Genomic DNA, 14890 nt, shown 5'->3' with positions numbered 1-14890 from the left:
AAGCCGCTCCCTCCAGGGAGCGGAGGAGTCACAACAGCCCTCCGAACGCGACGGTCAGGTCCATATATTGCCCCCCAGTGCGTCGAGCAGCCGCTCCGCCTCCTCCGGCTTGAGCAGCCCGGCCGCCAGCGCGCGGTCGGCGGTGAGCCTGGCCAGCGCGATGTAGGCGTCGGCCGCCTCCGGCGCGGCCAGGATGAGCGCGTCGACGTGTTTGCGTACGGTGCCGGCGTCTCCCCTGACGACGGGACCGGTCAGGCCCGCGATGCCGAGCCGCAGCACGTTGTCGAGCGCGGCGCCGAGCAGCGGGCCCAGCATCCGGCCTGGATGCTCGACCCCGATGCCGCGCAGCAGGTCGCCCGACTCGGCGATGAGCGTGACCATGTGGTTGGCGGCGCCGGCCAGGGCCGCGTGGTAGAGCGGGCGGTCGGAGTCGGCGATCCAGACCGGCTCGCCGCCCATCTCGATCACCAGCGCCTCGGCGACCGGCCGCAGCACGTCGGGGGCGGTCACGCCGTAGGAGATGCCGGTGAGCTTGTTGAGGTCGTCGTCGCGGCCGGTGAACGTCATCACCGGATGCAGCGCCAGCGGCAGCGCGCCCGCCTCGGCCGCCGGGTCGAGCACCGACAGGCCGTAGGCGCCGCTGGTGTGGACGAGCATCTTGCCCCGCAGGTCGGCGCCCGTGCGGGCCAGGCCGCCCACCAGGTCGGGCAGCGCGTCGTCGGGCACGGTGAGCAGGATCAGCTGGGCCGCCGCCACCACCTCGTCGGGCCTGGACGGCGAGACGCCGAGGCGCTCGGCCGCCCATCGCTGGGAGTTGTCGGAAACGCCGCTGGCGGCCACCACCCGGTGGCCCGCCTGCGCGAGCGCCGCGCCGAGTGCGGAGCCCACCTTGCCGGCCCCCAGCACGCCGACGGTCAGCCGTGCCGGGCGGTCCCCTGCGTCCATGACGTCTCACCCCTGACCAACGTGACGGCACTGCCGACCAGGGTAACGGCCTCGCGGAGTGGCGAGCGTGACCGGAGATTTGCCGCGCGTTGAGTTAACGACAAAAGGGACAAGGGCATGCGATCTGGTGCACCCCCTGTCGGAAGAGATGAGGAGAGGGGCCATCGCAGAAAGGCAGCGGGCGCCGAGTCCTCTGTGGACCCGACGCCCGCGATCGTGCTGACCCCTTGGGAGTGCGCCGGCTGGTCATCCGCCGACTGACCAGCCGGGACATGAACCCGGGCCGGCCTGCGCCGGCCCGGGCTCTATGGGTGCGCTCAGTGGTGGCTGGGCGCGTAGGCGTGGGCGCCGCCCTTGCAGCCCGCGACCGCGAGGCCGATGACGGCGATCGCGTTACCGCAGACGTTGATCGGAGCGACGATCGGGACGTGGAGCTGGTTGCCGGAGACAACGCCGCCGGTGCCGTTGGTGATGTCGGCGTGCGCCGGGGCGGCCAGGGAGAGCATGGCGACGGCTCCGGTGACGACCATGACCTTCTTCAGCACGAGGGCTCCTCTCTTTCGCGGCCTGCACGACCGCGGGGTGCTTCTTCGGCGAGTGAAAGCCGCGCCACCTGGAGGTCGACGCGGCGCAATCACTCGATGACAACAGGTAAACGCTAACGCAAGATTGCGACATTGAGTAGTCATTCAATGACAGTGCGTCGCGATGGGAAGTCATGAGATAGTCCAGGCATGTGGCTCACATGGCGCGCGGCGACGGAGCGCGCGCTGTACGGCGAGGAGGGCTTCTACCTCCGCGAACGCCCCTCAGGCCACTTCCGCACCTCCGTCAGCGCGTCTCCGGCGTTCGCCGAGGCGGTGCTGGCGCTGCTCGCGGAAGTGGACGCCGAGCTGGGCAAACCCGACGCGCTCGACCTGGTCGACATCGGGGCGGGCGAGGGCGTGCTGGTCGCCGAGGTCCTCGAACGCGCCGAGCCCGCGCTGCGCGACCGGCTGCGCGTCACGGCGGTCGACCTGTCGCCCAGGCCCGCCGGCCTGCCCGAGGAGATCGCCTGGTCGAGAGAGCTGCCGTGCTGCTTCACCGGGCTGGCCGTCGCCAATGAGTGGCTCGACAACGTGCCGCTCGACGTGGTCGAGCAGACCGCCGACGGGCCCCGGGTGGTGATGGTGGAGGTGCACACCGGCGAGGAGCGCCTGGGCGGGCCGCTGCGGCCGGCCGACCGGGAGTGGCTCGACCGGTGGTGGCCGCTGACACGGGTGGGGGCGCGGGCCGAGATCGGCAGGCCGCGTGACGAGGCGTGGGCGTCCGTTCTCGTCCGTCTCACCAGGGGCCGGGCGATCGCCATCGATTATGCACATCCTGTGGATAACCGTCCGCCCTGTGGAACGCTGACCGGATACCGGGACGGGTCGGTCGTGACCCCCGTACCCGACGGGAGCTGCGACATCACCGCACACGTCGCACTCGACGCGTGCGCCGAGGCCGGGCGGCGAGCGGGCGCGATATCCACAGCCTTGTCCACACAGCGCGAGGCGCTGCGCGAGCTCGGGCTGACCGGCGCGCGGCCGCCTCTCGACCTGGCCCGCACCGATCCGCGCCGCTACCTTCGCGCGCTCGCGCGGGCCTCGGAGGAGGGCGAGCTGCTGGAGGCGACCGGGCTCGGCGGCTTCGGCTGGCTCAGCCAGAGCAAGTGACCCTCGCCGCCACGCCCCCGGCGAAGCCCGGCTGGGAGCGTCCGCCGCTTCAGGCGGGGGTGGCCGTCAGGTTCAGCGCGTGGAGGCCGCGGATGACGTAGCCGGGCTTCCATTCGGGCTCCTCGCGCAGCTCCAGCTTCGACGTGCGGTCGAGCAGGGCGCCGAACGACTCCGCCAGCTCGATCCTGGCCAGCGGCGCGCCCAGGCAGAAGTGGATGCCGGCGCCGAAGGAGATGTGCGGGTTGTCGGCGCGGCCCACGTCGAGCCGGTCAGAGTCGGCGAACACCTCGGGGTCCCTGTTGGCCGAGCCGAACAGCAGGGCCACCTCCGAGCCGCGCGGGATGCGTACGCCGTGCACCTCGATGTCCTCCAGCACCCACCGCTCGAACATCTGCAGCGGCGTGTCCCACCGCATCAGCTCCTCGACCGCGGTGGGCAGCAGCGCACGGTCGGCGCGCAGCCTGGCCAGCTCGGCCGGGTTGCGGAACAGCGACCACCAGCCGTTGCCCGTCACGTTCACGGTGGCCTCGTGACCGGCGTTGAGCAGCAGCACGCAGGTGCCGACCAGCTCGTCCTCGGTCAGCTCGCCGATCTGGGTGAGCGCGCTGACGAGGTCGTCGCCGGGGTTCGCGCGCCGGTCGGCGGCCAGGGCCTTGAGGTAGCCGGAGAACTCCGTGGCCGCGCGTACGGCGGTGTGCTGGGCCTCCAGGGTGGGGTTGAGCTCGTACATGCCGCAGATGTCGGCCGACCAGGGGCGCAGCAGGTGGCGGTCGCCGTCGGGGATGCCGAGCATCTCCGCGATGACGGTGACCGGCAGCGGCTCGGCGACCTCGGCGATGAGGTCGCCGCCGCCCTTCTCCACGTACGCATCCACGAGCTCGCCCGCCATGGCCCTGACGCGGGGCCGCAGCGACTCGACCATGCGCGGCGTGAACGCCTTGGAGACCAGCCGGCGCAACCGGGTGTGCACCGGCGGCTCCACGTCGAGCATGCCCGCCCTGATCACACGCCAGAACGGCTCCTGGAACCCCGGCTCGGGCGGCCTGCCGAACTCCTCGTGGCCGGCCACGTGCAGGTACGACCGGCCCAGGCGGCGGTCCCTGAGCAGCGCGTTGACGTCGGCGTGCCGGGAGATCAGCCACTGGCCCGTCGGCTCGAAGTAGCTGACGGGCGCCTCGCGCCGCAGCTCCTCGTAGACGCGGTACGGGTACGCCACGAATTCCGGATTCCAAGGATCAAAGCCCACTATTTCATCTTAGAAGGGGACGCCTCCTTTCTCGCGTGCCTGCTCCGGACCCGGATGTTGAGCAGCTCGACCACGACGGAGAACGCCATCGCGAAGTAGATGTAGCCCTTGGGGATGTGCTGGTCGAGACCCTCGGCGACGAGCATCACGCCGATGAGCACCAGGAACGCCAGCGCCAGCATCTTGATCGTGGGGTGGCTGTCCACGAACCGGCTGATCGGCGCCGAGGCGAACAACATCACGGCCACGGCCACGACGACGGCCGCGACCATGACGCCCAGCTCGTCGACCATGCCGACCGCGGTGATCACCGAGTCGAGCGAGAACACGATGTCCAGCACCATGATCTGCAGGATCACGGAGGTGAAGGAGACGGCCGCGGGCTTCTTGCCGTCCTTGTCGTGGGGCGCCTCCATGTTGTGATGGATCTCGGTGACGCTCTTGCCCAGCAGGAACAGGCCGCCGAGCAGCAGGATCAGATCACGTCCCGAGATTTCATGACCGAAGACCTCGAACAACGGCTCGGTGAGCTGCACCACCCACGACAGCCCCAGCAGCAGGAGCAGCCGGCTGACGAGTGCCGCGCCCAGGCCGAGCACGCGAGCCCGGTCGCGCTGCTCGGGTGGCAGCTTCCCGGCGAGGATGGAGATGAAAATGATGTTGTCGATCCCCAGCACGATCTCCAGGGCGACCAGGGTTAAGAAACCGATCCAGATCTGCGGATCGGCCACCCAGTCGAGCATCGGGTACCTCCATGACTCGGGGGATGGCGGGTTTCCGGTAGCAACGAGCCGGGGGCCGCAGAAGTTCGCGGCTTGCGATTTCCGCCCGGGTGTCGGTTATAGTTCCCCTCGTAGGTCATGAGTGCCAGCGTCAAGCCCCGGCTAGCTGGCCGGCAACCCTCGCGTCCGCGGCGGGGTGCCCCGGGTGAAGACCTGGTCCGTCACGAGGTGTGACGGGCAAGCGCGGGCTCCTCGGCTGCTTCCAGGGGTCCGATGACCCCGAGGAGGTTCGCCGTGTCCACTCTGACGATCTTCAGCAACGCCCGTGCAGCCGAGGAGAGCCCGGCGCCCGCCACGCAGGCCCGGCCGATCCCCGCCGTCCTGGGCGCCGACCTCGAAGTGCCGGTCAAGGGCGGCCGGCTGGTCGGCTACGCCAACCTCGACTACGCCGCCAGCGCCCCCTGTCTCGAGCCGGTCAGCGCCGCCGTCACCGCCGCGCTCCCGGCCTACTCCAGCGTCCACCGCGGCGCCGGCTACGCCTCCCAGCTCACCACCGCCCGGTACGAGCAGGCCCGCCACACCGTACGCGCCTTCGTCGGCGCCCGCCCCGACGACGCGGTGATCTTCACCCGCAACACCACCGACGCCACGAACCTGCTGGCCGGCTGCCTGCCCGAGGGCACCACCACAGTCGTCTTCGACACCGAGCACCACGCCTCCCTGCTGCCCTGGCCGAACGCGGTCCGGCTGGCACCGCCCGCCTTCCCCGGCGAGGCCGTGCGCGCCGCCGACGAGACGCTCGCCGCCATCGAAGGGCCCAAGCTGCTCGTCGTCACCGCCGCCTCCAACGTCACCGGCGAGCTGTGGCCCATCGCCGCCCTGGCCCACATCGCGCACCGGCACGGCGCGCGGATCCTGGTGGACGCGGCGCAGCTCGTGCCGCATCGGCGGCTCAACCTGACCGCGCTCGACCTCGACTACGTGGCCTTCTCCGGGCACAAGCTGTACGCGCCGTTCGGCGCGGGCGCGCTGGTCGGGCGGCGGGACTGGCTGGCCGCGGGCGAGCCGTACCTCAAGGGCGGCGGCGCCGTCCGCTCGGTCGGCGAGAGCGCCGCGAACGTCGAGTGGCACGACGACCCCGAGCCGCGCCACGAGGCGGGCACCCCCAACGTGCTGGGCGCCATCGCGCTGGCCGCCGCCTGCGACGCGCTGACCGCGACCGGCTGGACCGAGCTGGTGCGCGAGGAGGAGCGGCTGATCGAGCGGCTGCGTGCCGGACTGGCCTCCATCGACGGGGTACGCGAGCTGTCGCTGTGGGGTCCCGGCCACCCCCGGGTCGGCATCGTGTCGTTCACCGTGGCCGGCTACTCGGCGCGGGAGGTGGCCGAGGTGCTGTCCGGCGAGTACGGCATCGGGGTGCGCGACGGGAAGTTCTGCGCGCACCCGTTCGTCCGTCATCTGCTGGGCACCGCCGACGGCGGCTGCGAGGACGGCACCGCGTCCGCCGTGCGGGCCTCGATCGGCATCGGCACGACGCAGGAGCACGTGGACCGGCTGGTGTCGGCCCTGCGCGACCTGGTCGCACGCTGACGCCCAGAGGCCTCACCGGGCGGCCTTTCCGGGCGGCCCCTTCGAGCGGCCCTTGTCGAGCGGCCCGTTCGCCGGGCTCAGCGGTTTGGCGGCTTGCGGTGCTGGGGCGGCTCGTCGGCGACCAGGGAGTCGATCTCCCGCATGTCCTCGTCGTTGAGCCGGCTCTGCGGCGGCCTCTGCTGGGGCTCCTGCTGGGGCGCGCCCGGCTGCCTGGGGACGTCGGGCGGCTCCTCAGCGGTGGACCGGGCGGGCGTGGTGGGCCCGCCATAAGAGCCGGTGTCCGTGGCTCCGTAGGAGCCGGTGGTGGTGTCCGTCCTGTTCGGCCGGTACGACACCAGGTCCTCCTCGGCGGCCCGGCGTTCGTGCCGCCGCCGGAACATCGCCGACAGGATGCCGTCGATCCCGATGCGCCCGCCGCCCAGTGCCAGGAACAGCAGGCAGAGCGCGCCGAGCGCGGCCGCGAGCTCCCAGCCGCCTTCGCCCACGAAAACGCCCTTGCCCCAGTGCGCGAAGATGATCGCGCCCAGCATGTTGGCCAGCAGCAGCAGCGCCACAGGGCGGACCGCCAGCCCGATGATCAGCAGCACCCCGCCGATGAGCTCGACGACCATGGCGTACCCGGCGGCCAGCTCGGGCATCGGGATGCCCATCTCGCCGAATCCGCTCGCGATCGCGGAGTGCCCGCCCTGCCACTTCTGCCAGCCATGCGCGACGAAGATCACGCCGGTGATGATGCGCGCGATCAGGGCCGCGATGTCGAAGAGAACTCTCTTCATGGTCCTATCTCCCCCCGTTCCAGCTATTCCTCCCCCTGTCCGGCTATGGGATGTCATCGCATGCCATCTCTTGACCAACCCCCTAGCTGGATCACCAGCGACGACGGTGGCAGCATGGCCGTATGACGGAACGTGTGGTCGGAATCGGCGCGGGCGCGAAAGAGCTGGCCACCGAGGACATGATCCTCAACATCGGGCCGCAACACCCCTCCACCCACGGCGTGCTGCGGCTGCGGCTGACGCTCGACGGCGAGCGCATCGCCACCGCCGAGCCGATCATCGGCTACATGCACCGGGGCGCGGAGAAGCTGTTCGAGGTGCGCGACTACCGTCAGATCATCATGCTCGCCAACCGGCACGACTGGCTCTCGGCGTTCGCGAACGAGCTGGGCGTGGTCATCGCCGCCGAGCGCATGCTGGGCATGGAGCCGCCGGTGCGCGCGGTCTGGGCCCGCACGCTGCTGGCCGAGCTCAACCGGGTGCTCAACCACCTGATGTTCCTCGGCTCGTACCCGCTTGAGCTGGGCGCGATGACGCCGCTGTTCTACTCCTTCAACGAACGCGAGCGCATCCAGGCCGTCATGGAGGAGATCTCCGGCGGGCGCATGCACTACATGTTCAACCGGGTCGGCGGGCTCAAGGAGGACCTGCCGCTGGGCTGGCTCGACCGGGTGTCGGCGGCCGTCGCGGAGACCCGCCGCCGGGTGCCCGACATCGAGAACCTCATCCTGCACAACGAGATCTTCATCGCCCGCACCAAGGGGGTGGGGGTGCTGACGCGGGAGCAGATCCTGCAGTACGGCGTCAGCGGCCCCATCGCCCGTGCCTCCGGGGTGGACATCGACCTGCGGCGCGACGATCCGTACCTGGCCTATGGGGAGCTGCCGGTGAAGGTCGTCACGCGGAGCGCGGGCGACTGCCACGCGCGCTTCGAGGTGCTGCTCGACCAGCTCAAGGTCTCGCTCGACCTGGCCGAGTCCTGCGTCGAGCGGCTGCGCTCGCTGCCGCCAGGGCCGATCAACCAGCGGCTGCCGAAGGTGCTGAAGGTGCCGGAGGGTCACACGTACGCGTGGACCGAGAACCCGCTCGGCATCAACGGCTACTACCTGGTCTCCAAGGGCGACAAGACGCCGTGGCGGCTCAAGCTGCGCTCGGCGTCGTACAGCAACATCCAGGTGCTGCGGGAGATGCTGCCTGGGCACCTGGTGGCCGACATGGTCGCGATCCTCGGCTCGATGTTCTTCGTCGTGGGTGACATCGACAAGTGAGCGGTCAACAACGGGACAAATACGTCGACTGGCTGCGGGCGCTCAGCCTGATCGTCGTGGTGGTCTGGCACTGGGCGTTCACCATCCTCCAATGGAAGCCGCACGGCCCCGAGCCGACCAGCCCGCTCGGCTTCACCTCGGGGCTGTGGATCCTCACCTGGCTGCTGCAGGTGCTGCCGCTGTTCTTCTACGTCGGCGGGCACGTGCACCTGCTGTCGTGGCGGCGGGCCAAGGGGCGCGGGGCCGGCATCGGGGCGTTCGTGCTGCGGCGCATCCGCGCGCTCGCCTTACCCGCGCTCTTCCTGTCCGGGGTGTGGGTCGTCATCGGAGCGGTGGTGACGTACACCTTCGAGGTGGACTGGATGTGGCGGGTGGTGCTGCTGGTGCTCAGCCCGCTGTGGTTCCTCGGCGTCTACCTCGTGCTCATCGCACTGCTGCCGGTCGCGCTGTGGCTGCACCGCCGCTACGACGTGCTCGCGCTGATCTGGCTCGGCGGCACGGCGCTCGTCGTGGACGTGCTGCGCTTCCGCTACGGCGTCGAGTGGGCCGGCTGGCTCAACATGATCGTCGTCTGGGGTCTCGCCCACCAGGCCGGCTTCTTCTACGACCGGGTCGTGGAGCTGCCGCGCCGCTACGACGCCGCCCTGCTGTGGACCGGGCTGTTCGCCCTGTTCGGGCTGGTGTACTCGGGCATCTACCCGGGCTCGATGGTCGGCGTGCCGGGCGACAAGTGGTCGAACATGGCGCCGCCCACGTTCGTCATCGTCGCGCTGCTGCTGTTCCAGATCGGGCTCGTCGAGGTGCTGCGCCCGGCCATGGAGCAGGTGCTGGAGCGGCCGCGCTGGCGGCGGCTCAACGACTTCATCAACCGGTACTCGCTGCCGCTGTTCCTCTTCCACACCACCGGCATGGCCATCTCGCTGGGCCTGTCATGGTGGCTTTTCGGCACGCTCGGCGGCCAGATCCCGCCCGACCTGAAATGGTGGCTCGAACGCCCGATCGCCATCATCGGGCCGCTGATCTGCACCACTCCGGTCATCTACCTCTTCGGCCGGCGCCGGGCTCCCGTCCGGCAAACGCAGGACAAGGGTGTCGGCGGGTCCATAAGCTCGACGCATGGCTGAGATCGCCTTCCGGGCCAACGCCGAAGACGAACGGATCATCCGTACCGCGTTGCGGGAAGGTGAACGGCCCAGCGACGTGCTGCGTCGCGCGCTGCGCCTGCTGCAGCGGGAGATCTGGCACGACCGCCTCGCCGCCGCCGAGCAGCGGGCCGTGGAGGGCCTGCCCGACGAGCGCTAGCGGCGCTCCTCGTCCTCCGGTTTCTTCGGCACCCGGCAGCAGTGCTCCAGATAGAGGGCCGCGCAGACGAGCAGCACGCAGGAGACGAACGAGCCGGTCGCGATGAAGAACTCGCCGCGCGGCGTCTCCCGGTCGAGGAGCTGCACCGTGTGGAGCGCGAAGCCGGCGAAGACGCCGCCGAACACCGCGCCCGCGTACGCCGACGCCTTGCCCAGCGCCGCCAGCCTGGCCACCGCGAGCGGCTCGACCGGCTTGGTGCCCGGCTTGCGAGCGAGCCTGGCCTTGGTGGCCCAGCCGCTGTAGCCCTCGCCGAGCGCCAGCAGGAGCAGGGTGGGGATGGCGGTCCACGGCAGCAGCGGCAGCCTGCCGTAGTCGCTCATCATGATCGCCGCCCAGGTGGCGAGGGCGACGACGACCAGGATGCCGACGAGGGGGCCGGGGGACGTGGGCTTCAATCGGGCCTCTGCAACTTGAGATCCTCGCGCAGGCGTACGCCCCGCCGGTCGAGCCCTTCGAGCAGCCCCGCCACCGCGCCCTTGCCGGGCAGCACCCCCTCGGGGTCGCTGTCGGCCCACGGCACCAGCACGAACGCCCGCTCGTGCGCCCGGGGATGCGGCAGCGTCAGCTCGGGGTCGTCGGAGACGACGTCGCCCACCACGATCAGGTCGATGTCGAGCGTGCGCGGCCCCCACCGCTCGGCGCGCTCGCGGCCGAACGCGTTCTCCACGCCCAGCGCCCGCTCCAGCAGCGTGCGCGGCTCCAGCGTGGTCTCCGCGATGACGATCGCGTTGAGGTAGGGGCGCTGCCCCCCTGGACCGCCCACCGGGTCGGTCTCGTAGACCGGGGACGCCTTGACGAACTCCAGGCCAGGCGCGTCGAACAGGGCGTCCAGCGCGTCCTGCAAGGTCGTGAACCTGCGTCCCAGGTTGCTGCCGAGAGAGAGGACCACCTTCATCCGCGGCTCCGCTCGATGGTCACGATCACGTCGTCGAACGGCACCGGGATCGGCGCCGCCGGTTTGTGCACGCTCACCTCGGCCTTGTGCACCAGCTCGTTGGCCAGGCACACGTCGGCGAGCCGCTGCGCGAGCGTCTCGATCAGCTCGACCGGCTCGCCCTCCACCACCGCGGCCAGCGCCTGCGCCAGCTCCCCGTAGTGGACCGTCTTGGTGAGGTCGTCGCCGGCCGCCGCCGGCGCGGTGTCGAGGAACAGCGTCGCGTCCACCACGAACTCCTGCCCGAGCTCACGCTCGGCAGCGAGCACGCCGTGCCGGCCCCGGGCGCGCAGGCCCTTGAGGGTGATGCGGTCAGCGCTCAAGCTCGCCTTCCTCCTCCTCGTCGTCGTCGGCCTGCAGCACCGGCGACCCGTGGTGCATCCACAACCGCCAGCCCTGGGCGGTGCGGATGTAGACGTTGCTGGCCACCACCTTGCCCGCGGCGAAACTGGCCTCACCCTCCTCCCCCGCGGTCAGGATGTTCTCCACACAGGTCAGCACGGCCACGTCACCCAGCACCGTCGTGTTGACGTCGGTCAGCACGAACTGGATGTAGGTGGTGTTGGCCATGATCAGGGCCCACGACCGCAGCACCTCGGAGCGGCCCGACAGCAGGGTCCAGCCCGGGTGTACGCAACTCACCTGGTCGTCGGTGGTGTCCTCGGCCCAGATCTCGGTCATCTTGTCCAGGTCGCCGCTCTCGATGGCGGTGTAGAACTCCTGGTTGACCGTCTCGATGGCGGCGGTGTCGACGCTCATGTGCCTGCTCCGGCTCTCTTCCATGCGGCGGCCACGCGCACGGCATCGGCATTGGGACCTACTTCGTGCACGCGTACGCACCAGGCTCCGGCGTGCGCGGCCAGTGCGGTCACGGCCAGCGTGGCGTCGTCGCTGCGACTGAACGGCCGGGGCGTGCCGTCGGGTTCGGCAAGCAGGCGCCCCAGGAACCGTTTACGTGAAGCCCCGATGAGCAGCGGGAAGCCGAGCTCCGCGAGTTGCGGGATGCCGGCCAGCACCGCCCAGTTGTGTTCGGCGTTCTTGGCGAAGCCCAGGCCCGGGTCGAGCACGATCTGCTCCTCCGTGACGCCCTCCGCCATCACCAGATCGACCCGCTTGCTCAGCTCTTCGCGCACCTCCGTCACCACGTCGGTGTAGACGGCGCGGGACTCCATGTCGTGGCTGTGCCCCCGCCAGTGCATCACCACGTAGGAGACGCCGGTGTCGGCCACCACGCGCGGCATCTCCGGGTCGGCCAGGCCGCCGCTGACGTCGTTGACGAGCCGCGCGCCCGCCTCGACCGCCGCCCGCGCCACCTCGGCCCGCATCGTGTCGACGCTGACCACCACGCCGTCGGCGGCCAGCGCCCTGATCACCGGGACGACCCTGGCCAGCTCTTCGTCCAGCGGCACCCGGGCCGCACCAGGGCGGGTGGACTCGCCGCCCACGTCGACGATGTCGGCCCCCTGACTCACCAGGTCGAGGCCGTGCTGGACGGCGGCGTCGGCGCCGAACCACTTGCCGCCGTCAGAGAACGAGTCGGGCGTCACGTTGACCACACCCATGACGAGGCACCGATCCGCACCTCCCGGCACGTTGATGGGCACGCTAGTCATGGGCCAAGCCTAGGCGCTTCCCCACACCTGCTGACATCGTGGGTACCCCGTTCGCCGCGCGCGACCTGATCAGCGCCCCAGGATGAGCGCCATGGCCTCGGACCGGGTCTTGTCGCTCGTACGGAAGTCGCCCCGCACGGCCGACGTGACGGTCTTGGCGCCCGGCTTGCGTACGCCGCGCATCGTCATGCACAGGTGCTCGCACTCCACCACCACGATCACCCCGCGCGGCTCCAGCACCCGCATGAGCGCGTCGGCGATCTGCGAGGTCATCCGCTCCTGCACCTGCGGCCGGCGGGCGAACACGTCGACCAGCCTGGCCAGCTTCGACAGCCCCGTGACCTGACCCTTCGCGTTGGGGATGTAGCCCACGTGGGCCAGGCCGTGGAACGGGACCAGGTGGTGCTCGCAGGTCGAGTAGACCTCGATGTCACGCACGAGCACCATCTCGTCGTGATCGACGTCGAAGACCTTGTTGAGCACTTCCTCCGGCGTCTGGCCGAGCCCGGAATACTGCTCGGCCATCGCGCGGGCGACCCTGGCGGGCGTCTCGACCAGGCCGTCGCGGTCGGGATCCTCGCCGATGGCGTAGAGGATCTCGCGCACGGCCTTCTCGATCCGCCCGAGGTCGACGTCGTGCTGCGTCACGTACTTTCCCCGGAGGGCAGGGCATCCTGGTGGCCCGAGGTGAGCGAGCCGTTGGCCGACTGCTCCTTCGGGGTCAGGATCGGCGGCCGGTCGGACGGCAGCCGCTTGCCGTAGCCCGCGTAGGACGGGCGGTGCTCCTTGACCACCACGGGGGCGAAGATCTGCAACACCTGCTCGCGGGAGAGCGTCTCCTTCTCCATGAGCTCCAGCACCAGGTTGTCGAGCACGTCGCGGTATTGGACCAGGATGTCCCATGCCTGGTCGTGCGCCGTCTCGATCATCCGGCGGACCTCCTCGTCGATCGTGGAGGCGATCTTCTCGGAGTAGTCGCGCTCGTGGCCCATCTCGCGGCCCAGGAACACCTCCGCCTGGCCGGTGCCGAACTTACGGGCGCCGAGCTGCTCGCTCATGCCGTATTCGGTCACCATGCGGCGGGCGACGGCCGTGGCCTTCTCGATGTCGTTGGAGGCGCCGGTGGTGGGCTCGTGGAAGACGAGCTCCTCCGCCGCGCGGCCGCCGAGCAGCATCGCGAGCTGGTCCATCATCTCGGACCTGGTGGCCAGGAACTTGTCCTCCATCGGCAGCGTCATCGTGTAACCGAGCGCGCGGCCGCGGGACAAGATCGTGATCTTGTGGACCGGGTCGGAGTTGGGCAGCGCGTGCGCCACCAGTGCGTGACCGCCCTCGTGGTAGGCGATCATCTTCTTTTCCTTGTCGGACATGACCCGCGTCTTGCGCTCGGGCCCTGCCATGACGCGGTCGATCGACTCCTCGAGGACGTCCATCGTGATGAGCTTCTGGTCGGCCCGCGCGGTGAGCAGGGCCGCCTCGTTGATCACGTTGGCCAGGTCGGCGCCGGTGAACCCGGGGGTGCGGCGCGCGATGACGTCGAGGTCGACGTCGGGGGCGAACGGCTTGCCGCGGCCGTGGACCTTGAGGATGCCCTTGCGGCCCTCGAGGTCGGGGCGGTCGACCGTGACCTGACGGTCGAAGCGGCCGGGACGCAGCAGCGCCGGGTCGAGGATGTCGGGCCGGTTGGTCGCGGCGATGAGGATCACGCCGCCCTTGACGTCGAAGCCGTCCATCTCGACGAGCAGCTGGTTGAGGGTCTGCTCGCGCTCGTCGTGACCGCCGCCCAGGCCGGCGCCGCGGTGGCGGCCGACGGCGTCGATCTCGTCGATGAAGATGATCGCGGGGGCGTTGGCCTTGGCCTGCTCGAACAGGTCGCGCACACGGGAGGCGCCGACGCCGACGAACATCTCGACGAAGTCGGAGCCCGAGATCGAGTAGAACGGCACCCCGGCCTCGCCGGCGACCGCGCGGGCCAGCAGCGTCTTACCGGTGCCGGGCGGGCCGTACAGCAGCACGCCCTTGGGGATCTTGGCGCCGATCGCCTGGAACTTGGCCGGGGCCTGCAGGAACTCCTTGATCTCCTGGAGCTCCTCGATGGCCTCGTCGGCACCCGCGACGTCGGCGAACGTGGTCTTGGGGGTGTCCTTCGTGATGAGCTTCGCCTTCGACTTGCCGAAGTTCATCACCCGCGAGCCGCCGCCCTGCATCTGGTTCATGATGAACAGGAAGATCAGCACGATGATGACGATCGGCAGGAAGCTCACCAGCAGGCTCAGCAGGATGTTCTCCTGCGGCACCTCGGTGGTGAAGCTCTTGGTCTTGCCGGCGTCGACCTGAGCCTGCAGCTCGTCGGTCAGCTTGCTGCCGTAGCCGGTGACCCAGTCGGACTGGATGAGGTTGGTCGGAGTGCCGCCCGGCTCAACCGCGACCGGGTTGACGAGCTTCACCTCGATCCGGTTGTCCTTGTCGACAATCTTGGCGTTGCTGACGTTTCCGGCGCGAATCTGCTGGAGAACCAAGGACGTGTCGGCCGACTTGTAATTTCCACCGCCACTCCAGAGCTGGGTGACGAGGAGGAGCAGCACGACGATGCCCAGGATCCACAGCAGTGGCCCACGTGTAAATCGCTTGAGATCCATCCGATGCGGAACCCCTTGCGGGCCCGTCCCTTCCTGACCATGGCCTGGAACCCCGGGCACGCCCGGGGCCGCGGCATCCGGCACCGCGACTTCTGACT

At 70.1% G+C, this 14890-nt stretch carries 17 protein-coding genes and 1 riboswitch; of the genes, 5 read left to right on the top strand and 12 right to left on the bottom strand.

All coding sequences use genetic code 11. The annotated features are described in order from the left end of the window. Positions 1 to 54 precede the first annotated feature (54 nt). Both AB0K12_RS15860 and AB0K12_RS15855 read right to left on the bottom strand, forming a co-directional pair. Entirely contained in the window at positions 55 to 945 is an 891-nt protein-coding gene (locus AB0K12_RS15860) for a DUF2520 domain-containing protein (RefSeq protein WP_364560713.1), read from the bottom strand. A gap of 317 nt (positions 946 to 1262) precedes the next feature. Continuing rightward, complete coding sequence (locus AB0K12_RS15855; RefSeq protein ID WP_364560709.1) at positions 1263 to 1490, bottom strand: chaplin family protein; 228 nt, start codon at positions 1488 to 1490, stop codon at positions 1263 to 1265. A 189-nt stretch (positions 1491 to 1679) separates the two neighbouring features. Between AB0K12_RS15855 and AB0K12_RS15850 the strand changes: the two genes are divergently transcribed. Next, positions 1680 to 2642, top strand: coding sequence for an SAM-dependent methyltransferase (locus tag AB0K12_RS15850; RefSeq protein WP_364560706.1), 963 nt, complete (start codon positions 1680 to 1682; stop codon positions 2640 to 2642). A gap of 49 nt (positions 2643 to 2691) precedes the next feature. Here AB0K12_RS15850 and AB0K12_RS15845 read toward each other — a convergent pair whose 3' ends face one another. Together AB0K12_RS15845 and AB0K12_RS15840 are read right to left on the bottom strand one after the other, a co-directional pair. Continuing rightward, positions 2692 to 3888, bottom strand: coding sequence for a cytochrome P450 (locus tag AB0K12_RS15845; protein WP_364560704.1), 1197 nt, complete (start codon positions 3886 to 3888; stop codon positions 2692 to 2694). Beyond that, complete coding sequence (locus AB0K12_RS15840; RefSeq protein ID WP_364560701.1) at positions 3888 to 4631, bottom strand: TerC family protein; 744 nt, start codon at positions 4629 to 4631, stop codon at positions 3888 to 3890. Before AB0K12_RS15840 ends, AB0K12_RS15845 begins: the two co-directional genes overlap by 1 nt. 113 nt (positions 4632 to 4744) lie before the next feature. Then, positions 4745 to 4860, top strand: a riboswitch (SAM riboswitch). Positions 4861 to 4904: 44 nt separating this feature from the next. Between AB0K12_RS15840 and AB0K12_RS15835 the strand changes: the two genes are divergently transcribed. Further along, positions 4905 to 6200 carry an aminotransferase class V-fold PLP-dependent enzyme gene (locus tag AB0K12_RS15835; RefSeq protein WP_364560698.1) on the top strand — a complete coding sequence of 432 codons (1296 nt, stop codon included), beginning with the start codon at positions 4905 to 4907 and terminating at the stop codon, positions 6198 to 6200. A gap of 77 nt (positions 6201 to 6277) precedes the next feature. Here the strand turns inward: AB0K12_RS15835 and AB0K12_RS15830 are convergent, their stop codons facing one another. After that, complete coding sequence (locus AB0K12_RS15830; RefSeq protein ID WP_364560695.1) at positions 6278 to 6976, bottom strand: DoxX family protein; 699 nt, start codon at positions 6974 to 6976, stop codon at positions 6278 to 6280. A gap of 122 nt (positions 6977 to 7098) precedes the next feature. Between AB0K12_RS15830 and AB0K12_RS15825 the strand changes: the two genes are divergently transcribed. The 3 genes from AB0K12_RS15825 to AB0K12_RS15815 are packed head-to-tail and all read left to right on the top strand — an operon-like array spanning position 7099 to position 9546. After that, a complete protein-coding gene (locus AB0K12_RS15825) occupies positions 7099 to 8244 on the top strand; it encodes an NADH-quinone oxidoreductase subunit D (RefSeq protein ID WP_364560692.1) in 1146 nt (381 codons plus the stop codon). Further along, positions 8241 to 9368 carry an acyltransferase gene (locus tag AB0K12_RS15820; protein ID WP_364560689.1) on the top strand — a complete coding sequence of 376 codons (1128 nt, stop codon included), beginning with the start codon at positions 8241 to 8243 and terminating at the stop codon, positions 9366 to 9368. The genes AB0K12_RS15825 and AB0K12_RS15820 overlap by 4 nt, the downstream gene beginning before the upstream one ends. Next, positions 9361 to 9546: a hypothetical protein gene (locus AB0K12_RS15815; protein ID WP_345392383.1), complete on the top strand. Its 186-nt coding sequence runs from the start codon at positions 9361 to 9363 to the stop codon at positions 9544 to 9546. Before AB0K12_RS15820 ends, AB0K12_RS15815 begins: the two co-directional genes overlap by 8 nt. Here the strand turns inward: AB0K12_RS15815 and AB0K12_RS15810 are convergent. The 7 genes from AB0K12_RS15810 to ftsH all read right to left on the bottom strand — a co-directional run bounded on the left by AB0K12_RS15810 (position 9543) and on the right by ftsH (position 14792). Next, positions 9543 to 10001 (bottom strand): DUF3180 domain-containing protein, encoded by a 459-nt coding sequence (locus tag AB0K12_RS15810; protein WP_364560686.1) that lies wholly within the window; start codon positions 9999 to 10001, stop codon positions 9543 to 9545. The genes AB0K12_RS15815 and AB0K12_RS15810 overlap by 4 nt on opposite strands. Next, the gene (folK, locus tag AB0K12_RS15805; protein WP_364560683.1) at positions 9998 to 10501 is read right to left on the bottom strand and encodes a 2-amino-4-hydroxy-6-hydroxymethyldihydropteridine diphosphokinase; all 504 of its coding nucleotides are present in this window, start codon (positions 10499 to 10501) and stop codon (positions 9998 to 10000) included. Before folK ends, AB0K12_RS15810 begins: the two co-directional genes overlap by 4 nt. Beyond that, positions 10498 to 10863: a dihydroneopterin aldolase gene (gene folB / locus AB0K12_RS15800; RefSeq protein ID WP_345392389.1), complete on the bottom strand. Its 366-nt coding sequence runs from the start codon at positions 10861 to 10863 to the stop codon at positions 10498 to 10500. The genes folK and folB overlap by 4 nt, the downstream gene beginning before the upstream one ends. Further along, entirely contained in the window at positions 10853 to 11299 is a 447-nt protein-coding gene (locus AB0K12_RS15795; RefSeq protein WP_345392392.1) for a nuclear transport factor 2 family protein, read from the bottom strand. Before AB0K12_RS15795 ends, folB begins: the two co-directional genes overlap by 11 nt. Then, positions 11296 to 12102 (bottom strand): dihydropteroate synthase, encoded by an 807-nt coding sequence (gene folP / locus AB0K12_RS15790; RefSeq protein ID WP_364561424.1) that lies wholly within the window; start codon positions 12100 to 12102, stop codon positions 11296 to 11298. Before folP ends, AB0K12_RS15795 begins: the two co-directional genes overlap by 4 nt. 120 nt (positions 12103 to 12222) lie before the next feature. After that, complete coding sequence (gene folE / locus AB0K12_RS15785) at positions 12223 to 12801, bottom strand: GTP cyclohydrolase I FolE (RefSeq protein WP_345392395.1); 579 nt, start codon at positions 12799 to 12801, stop codon at positions 12223 to 12225. Continuing rightward, positions 12798 to 14792 (bottom strand): ATP-dependent zinc metalloprotease FtsH, encoded by a 1995-nt coding sequence (gene ftsH / locus AB0K12_RS15780; RefSeq protein WP_355412651.1) that lies wholly within the window; start codon positions 14790 to 14792, stop codon positions 12798 to 12800. The genes folE and ftsH overlap by 4 nt, the downstream gene beginning before the upstream one ends. Between the last annotated feature and the right edge of the window lie 98 nt (positions 14793 to 14890).

This window comes from Nonomuraea sp. NPDC049419 (assembly GCF_040676995.1).
Lineage (GTDB): Bacteria > Actinomycetota > Actinomycetes > Streptosporangiales > Streptosporangiaceae > Nonomuraea > Nonomuraea salmonea.
The sequence above is the reverse complement of the archived record's forward strand: the minus strand, read 5'-3'. Positions and strand labels throughout refer to the sequence as shown.